Below are 12415 nucleotides of genomic sequence, written 5' to 3'. Positions count from 1 at the left end.
AACCATGTTCTACGCAATCCGCCATGGTGCCACGCGCTGGAACGCCGAAGGGCGGTTCCAGGGCCGCAGTGACATTCCATTGTCACGCGAGGGGCGGATACAGGCCGAGCAATGTGCGCAAAGGCTCACGGAACTCGTCCGTGATGGGCGGGTCGACGGTCTGCCAGGCGCGATCGTCACCTCGCCTTTGGAGCGTGCCGTCGCAACGGCGGAGGTCGCTTGCGATGTCCTCGGCCTGCCGCGTCTGGCGATCGAACGGGACGTCAGGCTGCGCGAGGCGGGTTTCGGTAGTTGGGAAGGCCTGACGACGCTGGAGGTCAAGGCGCGGTTTCCTGAAGAAAGGCGTTCGCGCAAGCAGGACCGATGGGGGTTCGCGCCACCTGGTGGGGAAAGCTTCGATGATCTTGCCGCGGCAATGCAGTCCTTTGTCAGCGAACGCGCCGAGGACGATCCGACGCTGGTCGTCACGCACAGCGGCAACATGCGGGTTCTGCTCGCGCTCTACGCCGGCATGGAACGCACCGACGCCGTCCGCGCGCCGATCGGCCATGATGCGATCTTTGCTTGCGGTCTCGACGGTCTGCGCGTTCTTTGACGCAAAGTATGCCGGCCGAAGCGGCGCCGAGCCGATTGGCCTCTTGCGGCGTTGCTGACGAATTGCAAAAATTTGGAACGTCTCTACTGTGCCGGGCGATCGTAGGATCAAGGGCAGGGCGCGATCGGGGGAATCGGGCGTGAACGCCAGGGAAGACTTGCTGCGGATCGAGAACCTAAGTGTCTCGATCGCCATACAGCGAACCAGTCTTGAAGTCGTGAAAGGCGTCAGCTTTCGCGTGCCCGCGGGCAAGACGGTTGCGCTGGTTGGCGAATCCGGGTCCGGCAAGTCGATCATCGCCCAATCGATCATGGGTATCCTGCCGCGTGTCGCGCGCGTCACTGGCGGCAGCATACGTTTTCGCGATCCCGCGTCTCCCGGCAAGGACATCGACATTGCCGCACTTGACGACAGGGGCGCGGAGATGCAGGCGCTGCGAGGCGCCCGTCTTGCCATGATCTTTCAGGAGCCGATGACGTCGCTGTCGCCCCTGCACAGGATCGGTGACCAGGTCGAAGAGGCGCTTGTCCTTCATCGCGACGTGGCGAAGTCCGAGGCGCGCAAGACCACCGAGGAGATGCTGCAACTGGTGGGGTTCCCCGATCCCTCGCGCGCCTACGACATGTACCCTATGGAGCTTTCGGGCGGTCTGAGGCAGCGCGCCATGATCGCCATGGCGCTGATCTGCCGACCGGCGCTTTTGATCGCCGATGAGCCAACGACGGCGCTCGACGTGACAGTGCAGGCTCAGGTGCTGGGGTTGCTCAAGTCTTTGCAAAGCAAGCTTGGCATGTCGCTGCTCCTGATAACCCACGACCTTGGCGTCGTCGCCAACATGGCCGACGAAGTTGTGGTAATCTACCACGGTCAGATCCTCGAGGCGGGACCACTTGAGGACCTGTTCGAGAAGCCGGGCCATGCCTATACGCGTGCTCTGATGAAGGCTGTGCCCGATCTCGATATGGAGCGCGGGCAGAGGCTGGTCGCTCTGCGTGAGAGCGAGCATGTCATCCCCAAATCGATGCAGGGCGAAAAGCGCGACTTCGACCGTATCGAAGGTCCGCTGCTTTCAGTGCGCAACCTGTCCAAGACCTACACGATCAAGGCAGGCAATTGGCTTGGCGGCGCAAACCGCTCGCTGCTGGCGGTCAACGACGTCAGCTTCGACGTCATGCCGGGCGAGTGCTTTGGCATTGTCGGCGAGAGCGGCTGCGGCAAGTCGACGATCAGCAAGCTGATCATGCGCGCGATCTCAGCAGACGGCGGCAAGATCGACTTCGACAACGGCAACATGTCCTGCAACGTGCTGGATCTTGAGGGAAGGGCGCTCAAGGACTTCCGCAAGCGCATCCAGATTGTCTTTCAGGATCCGTTCGGCTCGCTCAGTCCGCGCTCGACCGTTCTCAACACGCTGTGCGAACCACTGGAAATCCACGGCATGTCGGACACACGGCGCAATGTGGAAAATGCCAGGGAACTGATGGCTCTGGTCGGTTTGCAGACAAGTCAGCTCAACCGCTACCCGCACAGTTTCTCGGGCGGCCAGCGCCAACGCATCGGTATCGCACGGGCTCTGGCGCTGTCTCCGGACCTTCTGATCTGTGATGAGCCAGTGTCGGCATTGGACGTTTCGGTCCAGGCGCAGATCCTCAACCTGCTCAAGGCGCTACAGAAGGACCTCGGCCTGACGATGATCTTCATTTCCCACAACCTCGCTGTGGTGAAGTATATCGCCGACCGCATCGCGGTGATGCGGCGCGGCCAGATCGTGGAGATCGCCGATTGCGAGACGCTTTTTGCACGCCCCGTCCATCCCTACACGCAAAAACTCTTGAGCGCCGTGCCGACTGTGCGCCTCGATCACAAGCTCGATTTTGCACGGCAGGGTAGTGAGGAGGGCGATCCGACCGCCGACTGGCCGGACGAATTCAAGCCGGAAAGCGACGCAGGGGAGATGTCGCTCATTCCGGTCAGAAAGGGTCATCTTGTGCTTGCCCGGGCGCTTCCGTCTCCCGAAAGGATACCAGCATGAGTTCGCTTGCCACGCGATTGGGCGTCCGCGTCCTCTTCCTGTCCTCGATACTGTTGGTTGCCGCGCAGGCAGGATCCGCCGCGGCGGAAGAGCCGCCGGCCTTGAAGGAGGCCGTCGCCAGCGGCGAACTGCCGCCCATGGCCGAACGTCTTCCCGACGATCCCCGCGTCATCGATCTCTCGGCGCAGGGCAAGTCGCCGGGGCGCTACGGCGGCACCCTGACGATGCTGATGTCGAACGCCAAAGACATCCGCATGATGACGATCTACGGCTATTCGAGGCTTGTCGGCTTCAACGACAATCTGGATCTGGTTCCCGACATCCTGCAAAGCTTCGAGGTCGAGGAAGGCCGCATCTTCACACTGAAGCTGAGGCCCGGCCATCGCTGGTCGGATGGTCATCCTTTCACGGCCGAAGACTTCCGCTATTCGTGGGAAGATGTCGAAACCGACCCCGATCTATCGCGCAGCGGCCCGTCGCAGGTCATGCTCGTCGACGGCGAACCACCGGTCTTCGAGGTCGTGGACGACCTGACGGTACGTTACACCTGGTCCAAACCGAACCCGCAATTCCTGCCGTCGCTGGCCGGCGCCAGCCCGAATTACATCGCCGTGCCAGCCCACTACCTGCGGCAATTCCACAAGAAGCATACCGACGCGGCCGAACTCGACGCCAAGGTTGCCGAGGCTGCCGTGCGCGACTGGGTGGCGCTGCATACCGTCAAAGCGCGTGCCTACCGGCCGGAGAATCCGGACCTGCCGACGCTGGAACCGTGGATGAACACCACGCCGCCGCCGGCGGAACGCTTTCTCTTCAAGCGCAACCCTTATTTCCACCGTGCCGATTCCGCCGGCAACCAGCTGCCTTATATCGACGAGATCTTCATGGGCATCAGCTCGGAGGACATCATCCCGGCCAAGACCGGCAGCGGCGACAGCGACCTTCAGGCGCGCTACCTGCGTTTCGACAACTACACGTTCCTGAAGCAGGGCGGCGAGGCGCACAATTTCGAGGTCAAGCTATGGCGCGACGGAACCGGTTCCCAGGTCGCCTACCTGCCGAATCTGAACGTCAACGATGCGGGGTGGCGCGAGCTGTTCCGTGACGTCCGTTTCCGCAGGGCCTTGTCGCTGGCCATCAATCGCGAGGAAATCAACCAGCAGTTCTATTTCGGGCTCGCCCACCCGGCGGCCAATACCGTGCTGGAGGGCTCGCCGCTGTTCAAGCCGGAGTACGATCAGGCCTGGGCGCAGCACGATGTCGAGTTGGCGAACAAGTTGCTTGACGAGATCGGGCTCGAGCGCGGTGACGGCGGGATCAGGAAGCTTCCCGATGGTCGACCCGCCGAGATCATCATCGAGATGGCAGGCGGTACCGAGGAGAGTGATGTCACGCAGCTGGTCAGTGAGTATTGGAAGGCGATCGGCATCAAGGTCTTCCCGCGTGCCATGCAGCTTGACAATCTGCGTCGGCGCTTCCTGGCCGGCGACACCATGATGTCGATCTGGAGCGGGCTCAATATCGGGCTGGCGACGGCCGACATGCCGCCCGAGGAACTCGCTCCGGTCTCGTCGGTCCAGGGCAACTGGCCGAAATGGGGGCAGTATGTCGAGACCGGCGGCAAGGCCGGCGAGATGGCGGATTTGCCCGAGGTGCAGAAACTATCCGAACTGTTCCAGTCATGGCGGACCTCGTCGACGACGGAGGAGCGGCGGGCGATCTGGCACGAGATGCTGGCGATCTACACCGACCAAGTCTACACGATCGGTACGGTCAACGGCGTCCTGCAGCCGGTCGTCGTGCGCAAGAGCCTCAATAACGTTCCGGATGAGGGCATCTACGCCTTCTCCCCGGTCGCCTATTTCGGCGTCTACATGCCGGATACCTTCTGGTTTTCGGCAGGGGACTAGGCCGTTTGCTTCGTTACATCGTCTACAGACTGCTGGCTGCGATACCGACGCTGCTGCTCATCAGCGCGCTGGTTTTTCTCATCATCGAGTTGCCGCCCGGCGACTATTTCGAAACCTATGTCGCCGAATTGCAGGCCCAGGGCGAGACGGTCGATCCCAAGAAGATCGAATATCTGAAGGAACAGTATGGCTTCGACAAGCCGCTGTTGGAACGCTACGTCACTTGGGTCGCCGGCATGCTGCAGGGCGACTACGGCTATTCGTTCGAATACGAGCTGCCGGTCAGCGATGTGGTAGGGGACCGGCTCTACCTCACCATCGTCGTATCGATGGTGACCATCATCTTCACGTGGCTGATCGCCTTCCCGATCGGCATCTACTCGGCGACCCACCAATATTCCTGGGGTGACTACGGGCTCACCTTTCTTGGCCTGCTCGGCCTTGCAACGCCGAACTTCCTGCTCGCCCTGATCCTGCTCTACCTGGCCAATGTCTGGTTCGGCACTTCGATCGGGCACCTCATGGATGCAGAGTTCATCGATCAGCCGATGAGTTGGGCGAAGTTCAAGTCGATCGCCGAGCATATGGTGATCCCGGTGATCGTCATCGGTACGGCAGGCACGGCGGGCATGATCCGCCGCCTGCGCGCCAATCTGCTCGACGAGTTGCAGAAGCAGTATGTGGTGACCGCGCGGGCCAAAGGCGTGCCGCCGATGCGGGCGCTGCTGAAATACCCGCTCCGGATGTCGCTTAATTTCTTCATCGCCGACATCGGCAGCATCCTTCCCGCCGTGATCTCCGGTGCCGAGGTGGTGGCGATTGTGCTGTCGCTCGAAACGACCGGACCGCTTCTGATCCGCGCGCTGCAGAGCCAGGACATGTATCTCGCCGGCTCGTTCCTGATGTTCCTTGCAACGCTGACGGTGATCGGGGTCTTAATCTCCGACATTGCGCTCGCCATACTCGACCCGCGCATCAGGCTTCAGGAGGGCCGCAAGCGATGAAGAGCTCGCTTCCGGCCGATGGCGAGCCGCTCGGCCACTTCGTTTCGGCGACCCCGTTCGATCCAAGCATCACGGAGAAACTGACGCCGGAGCAGGAGCGCATCTATCTGGCCTCGCAACTGCGGCTGATGTGGTGGAAATTCCGACGGCACAAGGCGGCGGTGATCTCCGGTGTCTTCCTGCTCGTGCTCTACGCCTCGATCCTGATCTGCGAGTTCCTGGCCCCCTACAATCTCGAAAACCGCAATGTGAAGGCGATCTACATGCCTCCGCAAAGCGTGCATCTTTTCCATGAGGGATCGTTCGTCGGACCCTTCGTCTACGGGACGAAGCTTGAACTCAACATGGAGACGCTGAAGCGCGAATATGCCGTCGACCCAAATGTCATTCACAAGCTGCGCTTTTTCTGCCGGGGTGACAGCTACGAATTCTGGGGCTTGTTCGAATCGGACGTGCACCTGTTCTGTCCGGCGGAAGGCGGCAATGCCTACTTACTTGGAACCGATCGTCTCGGCCGGGACGTCCTGTCGCGGATGATTTACGGGACGCGCATCTCACTCACCATCGGCCTGATCGGCATCACGGTCAGCTTCATCCTCGGGATCACCATAGGCGGCATGGCCGGCTACTATGGCGGCTGGGTGGACCACATCGTTCAGCGCATTATAGAGGTTCTGCAGAGCCTGCCGAGTATTCCGCTGTGGCTGGCGCTGGCTGCCATCATGCCTGTCACGTGGAGCCCGATCCTGGTCTATTTCGGCATCACCATCATTCTCGGCCTCATCGACTGGACCGGCCTTGCGCGCGCCGTGCGCTCCAAGCTGCTGTCCTTGCGCGAGGAGGAATATGTGATGGCGGCCGAGCTGATGGGTGCCAGTCCGCCGCGGGTCATCTTCCGCCACCTGATCCCGGGCTTCATGAGTCATCTGATCGCGTCCGCCACGATCACCATTCCGACCATGATCCTCGGAGAGACCGCGCTCAGCTTTCTCGGGCTTGGCCTGAGGCCGCCCGTAACCAGTTGGGGAGTGCTCTTGAACGAGGCGCAAAACATCAACGTCGTTGCGCTTTACCCGTGGCTGATCCTGCCGGTCGTCCCGGTGATCCTGGTCATCCTTGCGTTCAATTTCCTGGGTGACGGGCTGCGCGACGCGGCCGATCCTTATCACTGAGCCGCGGCTGCGTCTCGAACGAGGTCGTCGGCACGGCGAAAAGCCAGAGCATGCTTCGTCCGGAGGTGAGAGATCAGGCCCTCGAGCGTGACCCAGGCCTGCTCGTCATGGACAAGGTGGTGCGAAAGGATGCCTAGAGGTGCGCCGCCGCGTTCGCGGGCCCGACGCAACCTTCTCGCCGTCTCTTCTGCTGCCCAGATGAGGCTCCTGCCGCGGCGTCCGTCGTGCCAGTCGACGATGTCGATCTGGGTGTTGATCTCCGGCAGTTGGCTTCCCGCCGGTTTCCAGGCGTGGACGGAGAGGCCGGTGAAACCCAGCTCGTGAATGCGGGCGGCGACTTCCGGCGCGATCCGGTTCCATGGCGGCACCAGAATGCCGGAGAGACGGTCGCCAAACAGGGCATGCATTCGCCTGTGGGCCAGGCTGAGTTCGGCCAAAATATCTTCAACAGGCCGCCCGCCGCCCAACTCCACCGCCTTCTCGGAAACCGGCGTATGACGACGATGCGCGTAGCCATGGGTGCAGGGTGTCACCAGCGGCTCGCCGACCAATCTCTCGGCCAGCGCCGACGTCGCCAGCGCCGGAATGACGGCAAGCAGAAGCGGCACGTCAAAGCGGCGGGTCAAGTTCAAGAGCCGGTCGAGCGCTGGACCGGGTTCGATGGCGTCGTCGTCGCGCAGGAAGAAACGCGGCGTGATCCCGTCAGCGCTCCAGCGCTTCAGTTCGGTGTCGAGTTCCGCGAAGTCGTTCATGCCGACGAGACACGGTTGCGGGCAGCAGCAAGCAGCGGATCGAGCGAGTGCCTGATCGTTTCGGCGGCGGCACGGATCGAATGGTTCGCCGCCACATGCGCGCGGGCGGCGACCCCCATGCGCTGACGAAGCGCAGCGTCGGCAACCAATGTTTCAATGTGGTCGCGCAGCGCGCCTGTATCGCCAGACGGAGCCAGCAGTGCCGCCCGGTTGCCAACCACTTCCGGAACGCCTGCCGTGGCGAATGCGGTCACCGGGAGCCCGGCGGCCTGCGCCTCCAGGAACGCCATGCCGATCGCTTCGCCGATACCCGGCCAGACGAAAATGTCGCCTGCCTCCAGCCAGGCGCGGACCTCGTCGTGAGGAACCGCACCGGCCAGATGCAGGCGGTCCGGCGCGAGGAAGGCAAACAGCGTCTCGATCTCCGACCGGCCAGGGCCGTCGCCAATCAGGACAAGGTTCCACCGGCCGGGCAGTTCGCGGAGCGTGTCCGCGAGCGCCGCGTAGGAGTGCATCTTGGCGCCGGGCCGCATCATGCCGACCGCAACCAGAACCGGCTCGCCATTGGCGAAGGGCAGGGCGGCGGCCGCACCGCCGGCCTGATCGTCGATGAACGGCTTGAGCGGAACCACACTCGACATATCCGGCAGAAAGGTTGCCAGATATTCATGGTCCGACTTCTTGAGACAGAAATTGACGTCGGCGCTGGTGACGGCCTTTTGCACGCTGGAACGTGCGTCATGCCAGTCGGCGTCGGTCGCCTGGCGCGTTCGACATGCCTCCGCGGTCACATAGGGTATGGCCAGCGCTTTCGAGACGGCCGGTCCGATCCAGTCCGGCGACTTGCAGTAGGGATGATAGGTGAACCACAGGTCGGGTGCGGTTTCCGGGGCTGCGCGCCACTCAGCCAGCAGCCGTTCGCGCTCGGCGGTGCAGGTGTCGCGACGTGCCTCGAAAAGTTCGCGCGAAGGGCGCTTCTGGTACGAAATTGCCTCTGTCGCAACCGCCACTTCGTGGCCACAAAGGCGCAGGGCCTTGATCAGATTGCGCGCTATCTCCCGGTCTCCAGAGGGGATTGGATGGCTTGGCGGCTTCAAAGGCGCGTAGAATGCGATCCGGGGCGGCATGGCGGACGTTAGAGGGGGCGTTCGCGGGCCGTCAAGCGCTTGCGGTCCTCACGTGGCCGTCGGCGAGCAGACGCAACAGGCGCGCGGTCTCTGCGGCGCCGTCAAGGCGGAGGCGGCTGCGATCTGGAGCCGGCCCCTTCAGGGCGCGATCGATGGCCGCAGCGTAGGCTTCCGGCGTCTCGCTCCCCGGCGGGATGACCTCGGCCAGTTGGTGGCGCGCCATCAGTTCGGTGCGCTCGATCTGCTCCGTCTCGGTGCCGTCCGAAAGCGGGGAGACGACCGCCCGGCAACCGGAAACATAGATGTCGGCGGCGGTGTTATAGCCGGCCCGCGATATCGAAAGCCGCGTTCCGGCTAGCAGGGCGGGGAGATCGTCCACAAAGGTGAGGAAACGCAGATCGCCGGAGGCGCTCTCGCTCAATTCCTGGCGCTGCTCGGCGGTCGAGCGCAAACCGGTGATGACGGTCCAGCGCTCATCCCGAAGGGTCGACAACGGCTTGGACGCGACAGCCGCCTTGAGCAACCGATAGCCGAGCGCACCGCCTCCGACCGACACTACGACCCCGCTTCGCTCGGCGATTTCCGCTGGCACCGGCGGCGCCACGATGCCGGTATAGGCGATCCGGTCGGCGATGTCGGTTGCATGAGGGAAGGTATCTTCAAGCCTGGTGAGGGCCGGATCGCCATGGATGAGAATGCGGTCGAAATAGCGCTGGATCAGTTCGACGACCTCGCGGTCGCGCTCCGGCTTGGTGGTGTTGCGCTGGATGATGTCGCGCACCGAGCCGACGATAAGCGGACGCGGGGTGCGATTTCTGGCAGCCTCCATCAGCGGCAGCAGTTCGAAGCGCATCTGGCGGCGGCCGAACGGGAACGCCTCGGTGATGATGATGTCGGGGCTGACGCGCTCGAAGATCTCCAGCAGCATGTCACGACGCTGGTCCTTCCACGCATCATCGACAAGCGTGCCATCTGGCAGTTCAAGCCTGTTGAAAACCTCCTCGCCGGCTCTGACCGGCGGCAGATAATGAATGCGTGCCCCCCCGCCATCGTAGTTGGGGATCGGGATACCGCCGAAGGCGAAGTCAACTTCAAAACCTGCGGCCACAAGTGCCCGGATGATGCGCGCGGCGCGAAAGACATGCCCGACACCCATCAGGTGCTGGACGTAGAACAGGACCCTGCGCATCAGGAGGCGAGCTTCTCTTGGGCGACGCTCGACGTCAGTCCGGAGGCCTCGAACCTGCCGATCAGTTGTCCTATCGAGGCCCGGTGGTCGAAAGCTTGAAAGACCCGGTCCTGACCGGCTCTGCCCAACTTTTCGCGCAGCGAGGGGTCGCGTATCACTCCTTCCATGGCCGAGCGTAATGCCGTGATATCATCCGGCGGCACGAGCAGGCCGGTCCGCCCGTCCTCGATCAGTTCGGGAATGCCGGAGATAGGCGTGGAGATGCAGGTCACTCCCTGGCTCTGCGCTTCCACCAGTACGTTGGGCAGGCCGTCACGATCGCCGTTGGGCGCGATGCGGCAAGGCAACACGAAGAGGTCCGCCTGCCGATACTCGGCGAGCACTTCCGACTGTGGGCGCGAGGCGTGCATCTCGACGCGGTCGGCGATACCCAGACGGTCGACGAGCGATTTGAGCTCGTCTGCCAGTTCGCCACCACCGATGTGGGTCCAGCGCCAGTGGATGTCTTCGGGTAGCCGTGCAAGTGCGTGTGCCAGTGTGTCGAGGCCCTTCTTCTTCACCGCGCGGCCGACCGACAGGATGCGCACGGGATTCTCGGGCGCACCGCCATTGCGGTCATACGAAACCGCCGTGGGTCGACCAAAGCGCGACAGGTCGATGCCGTGATAGACCAGGCTCACCTTGCCGGCATCGTCGGCGAGTTGCTTGAGATGGCGGCTACCGCCAGCCGTACAGGTCACGGCCCAATCGGCGGCGGCAAGCTTTTCGCGCAGTTCCCAGTCCGGCGAGGTCCAGATGTCCTTGGCATGCGCCGACGCACTCCACCGCATCTCGCGTATCTCGGCGGCATAGCGGGCGACGGAGGAGGGGGTGTGGATGAAATGGCTGTATATCCACTTTGCGCCGGCCGGAAATTCGGCGGCGAATACTAGCGCCTGCCCAAACCGACGGACCCGGTTGCGCGTGGCGTCGCGGGCAAGGTCGCGCAGAAAGCTGCGAAATGCCGCGCGGTATCCGGGCAGCCGCCGGACCGCACGCCAGGCAGCGAAAACGCGGCGTGGCTCATGGTGCAGGTACTCGGGCAGGTAGGTCACCGGCGCAACGATCTCGTCATTGATGGGGTGCGTCCGCTTGTCGGTCGGATGGCGCAGCGACACCAGGGTCAGTTGAAACCCCGCGCGCTGGAGTTCGAGGATCTCCTGCGCGACAAAGGTCTCCGACAAGCGCGGGTAGCACTTCAGAACGACGGCGATGTGGGAACTCATCTGCCGGCTGCCCTGAGCTTCTCTCCAGAAGCCAGCGTTTCCTGCCGATGGTCAAGCAGGATCTCGGTGAGAGCACAGATGCGGCTGAGGCCGTCAAGGTCGGGGCGCGCCACGGCCTCGGAGGGCAACGGTCGGCGCAGGAGTTGCTTGAGCGATGCGAGGAACGTGTGCGGGTTCTTGGCGTATTCGATATCGAGGACGTCAACCCAGCCGAACTCCTCGGCGCGATGGGCACGGATGGTTTGTTCGCGACGCGGCGCCGTACGCGGGACGAAAAGCACCTGCTTGTCGAAGGACATCGCCTCGCAGAACGTGTTGTAGCCGCACATGCCGATCACTGCGCGCGCGTTGGCGACGATCGCCTCGAGATTGGCGTCGAATTCGACGATACGCACGTTCTCGACCCCCGACGCCCGCGCCAGCATCTCGAAACGCTGGCTTTCGGTCATGAAAGGACCGAGCACGAACAGGAAATCCAGGTCGTTGGTCTGGCCAAGCTTCACGGCGGCCAGAGCCGCCGACATGAGGTCGTAGCCATCGCCGCCGCCTCCGGCGGTTATGAGAACGTAGCCGCTGCCATAGTCGGTGCCGTGGTCACGGTCGGTGACGGCGCGCGGCAGGAACCCGGTGTAGCGGGTGCGCGACAACAGGGATTCCGAGAGATCGATGCCGGCGAGCGGATTGTAGAAGGAGCCTGGGCCGTAGATCCAGATCTCGTCGTAAAGATCCTCGAGGTGGTCGAGAATGTGCTTGCGGTTCCATTCCTCGCGCAGCAGTTCCGGCGCGTCGAGCACGTCGCGCAGGCCTAGCACGGTGGTCGCGCCGCGTTCCTTGAGACTCGTCAGGGTGGCCAGCATTTCGCGTGCCAGCCCGAGCGGCTCCTTGTCGACGATGACGAATTGCGGGTCGATGCGGTCAGCGGCCTCGCTGATCAGCGCTTCGCGCTCGGCGATGGTGTCGTCAAGCGTGCCAATACCGTTGGCCGAGACGTAACTGCCGTCGGAAAGCTTTCTCGCGGCCGGAATCTGCACGTATTCAACGCGGTCTTCGAAGGGATAGGCCGACACGACGGGTGAGCCGGAGATGATCGACACCTCAACACCCGGAAAATGTGTCACCAGGGCATGCGCGATCGTCCTGCTGCGCCGCAAATGACCCAGGCCGAAGGTGTCATGACTGTACATGAGCACTTTGAAACTAGCGAACGGGTCCATGCACGCCCTGACATGTCCGGCGGGTACGATATCGTGTGGTGATAGGCGATATCACGAGGGAGCGCAATGAAGAGGCCCGGTAGGGCGGGGGATACGCGGTCACGGCGTTTCGCTCTTCCTCGGCAGGCCCGGTCGAACCGGATATGGGGCCGGTG

General features: G+C 63.1%; 10 protein-coding genes. 5 read left to right on the top strand and 5 right to left on the bottom strand.

Features of this window, described 5'->3' with window-relative positions; genetic code table 11:
* The first annotated feature begins 4 nt into the window (after positions 1-4).
* From FQ775_RS13905 to FQ775_RS13885, 5 genes are all read left to right on the top strand, one after another.
* Entirely contained in the window at positions 5-595 is a 591-nt protein-coding gene (locus FQ775_RS13905) for a histidine phosphatase family protein (protein WP_146301317.1), read from the top strand.
* 139 nt (positions 596-734) lie between these two features.
* On the top strand, positions 735-2627 hold the full coding sequence (locus FQ775_RS13900) for an ABC transporter ATP-binding protein (RefSeq protein ID WP_146301316.1): 1893 nt from the start codon (positions 735-737) through the stop codon (positions 2625-2627).
* Complete coding sequence (locus tag FQ775_RS13895; protein ID WP_146301315.1) at positions 2624-4537, top strand: ABC transporter substrate-binding protein; 1914 nt, start codon at positions 2624-2626, stop codon at positions 4535-4537. Before FQ775_RS13900 ends, FQ775_RS13895 begins: the two co-directional genes overlap by 4 nt.
* A 5-nt stretch (positions 4538-4542) precedes the next feature.
* Complete coding sequence (locus FQ775_RS13890) at positions 4543-5541, top strand: ABC transporter permease (RefSeq protein ID WP_146301314.1); 999 nt, start codon at positions 4543-4545, stop codon at positions 5539-5541.
* Positions 5538-6713 carry an ABC transporter permease gene (locus FQ775_RS13885; protein ID WP_146301313.1) on the top strand — a complete coding sequence of 392 codons (1176 nt, stop codon included), beginning with the start codon at positions 5538-5540 and terminating at the stop codon, positions 6711-6713. Before FQ775_RS13890 ends, FQ775_RS13885 begins: the two co-directional genes overlap by 4 nt.
* On the opposite strand, the gene FQ775_RS13880 is transcribed toward FQ775_RS13885, so the two are convergent.
* The 5 genes from FQ775_RS13880 to FQ775_RS13860 form a co-directional block, all read right to left on the bottom strand.
* On the bottom strand, positions 6707-7465 hold the full coding sequence (locus FQ775_RS13880) for a polysaccharide deacetylase family protein (protein ID WP_146301312.1): 759 nt from the start codon (positions 7463-7465) through the stop codon (positions 6707-6709). The two genes, FQ775_RS13885 and FQ775_RS13880, sit on opposite strands and share 7 nt — an antisense overlap.
* Entirely contained in the window at positions 7462-8475 is a 1014-nt protein-coding gene (locus FQ775_RS13875) for a glycosyltransferase family 4 protein (RefSeq protein ID WP_167812976.1), read from the bottom strand. The genes FQ775_RS13880 and FQ775_RS13875 overlap by 4 nt, the downstream gene beginning before the upstream one ends.
* A 148-nt stretch (positions 8476-8623) precedes the next feature.
* Entirely contained in the window at positions 8624-9781 is a 1158-nt protein-coding gene (locus FQ775_RS13870) for a glycosyltransferase family protein (protein WP_146301310.1), read from the bottom strand.
* On the bottom strand, positions 9781-11046 hold the full coding sequence (locus tag FQ775_RS13865) for a glycosyltransferase family 4 protein (RefSeq protein WP_146301309.1): 1266 nt from the start codon (positions 11044-11046) through the stop codon (positions 9781-9783). Before FQ775_RS13865 ends, FQ775_RS13870 begins: the two co-directional genes overlap by 1 nt.
* Positions 11043-12230: a glycosyltransferase family protein gene (locus FQ775_RS13860; RefSeq protein WP_167812974.1), complete on the bottom strand. Its 1188-nt coding sequence runs from the start codon at positions 12228-12230 to the stop codon at positions 11043-11045. The genes FQ775_RS13865 and FQ775_RS13860 overlap by 4 nt, the downstream gene beginning before the upstream one ends.
* Between the last annotated feature and the right edge of the window lie 185 nt (positions 12231-12415).

It is taken from the genome of Nitratireductor mangrovi, from assembly GCF_007922615.2.
GTDB lineage: Bacteria > Pseudomonadota > Alphaproteobacteria > Rhizobiales > Rhizobiaceae > Mangrovimarina > Mangrovimarina mangrovi.
This window is presented reverse-complemented; position numbering and strand designations above follow the sequence as displayed.